Source organism: Brevundimonas sp. UBA7534 (assembly GCF_002479325.1).
In the GTDB taxonomy this organism is placed as follows: Bacteria; Pseudomonadota; Alphaproteobacteria; order Caulobacterales; family Caulobacteraceae; genus Brevundimonas.
In genome coordinates this window covers 1-364 of sequence record NZ_DLMO01000123.1, presented here as the reverse complement: position 1 = coordinate 364, position 364 = coordinate 1, and the positions used below count along the sequence as shown (strand labels likewise).

Here is a 364-nt window from a genome sequence, read left to right as displayed (position 1 = left end):
TCGCCCTTGCCGCCCTTGTCCGCCAACTGGACCTTCAGGCCCAGGGCGTCCGCCAGGTCCTGCTGCAGGGCCGCGACGTCGGCGGCCCCCTCCCCGTTCGCGCCGCCGGACAAAGGCCGCGCCTTGGCCGGCTTTGGCCCCTCCACCGCCCGGCGCGCCAGGGCCTCGGTCTCGCGCACGCTCAGGCCGTTGACGAAGGCGATATCGGCCAGTTCGGCCGGGTCGGGCGTATTGATCAGCGCCCGCGCGTGGCCCGCCGACAGCTTGCCTTCGCGCACATAGAACAGCACCCGTTCGGGCAGCTGCAGCAGGCGCATGGTGTTGGCCACGTGGCTGCGGCTCTTGCCGACCACGCCGGCGACGG

Annotated in this window: 1 protein-coding gene; it reads right to left on the bottom strand. The window is 73.1% G+C overall.

The features are described from left to right. Positions 1-364, bottom strand: a 364-nt coding sequence (locus B2U11_RS09675) for a ParB/RepB/Spo0J family partition protein (protein WP_414632954.1), incomplete at both ends; no start/stop codon positions are given.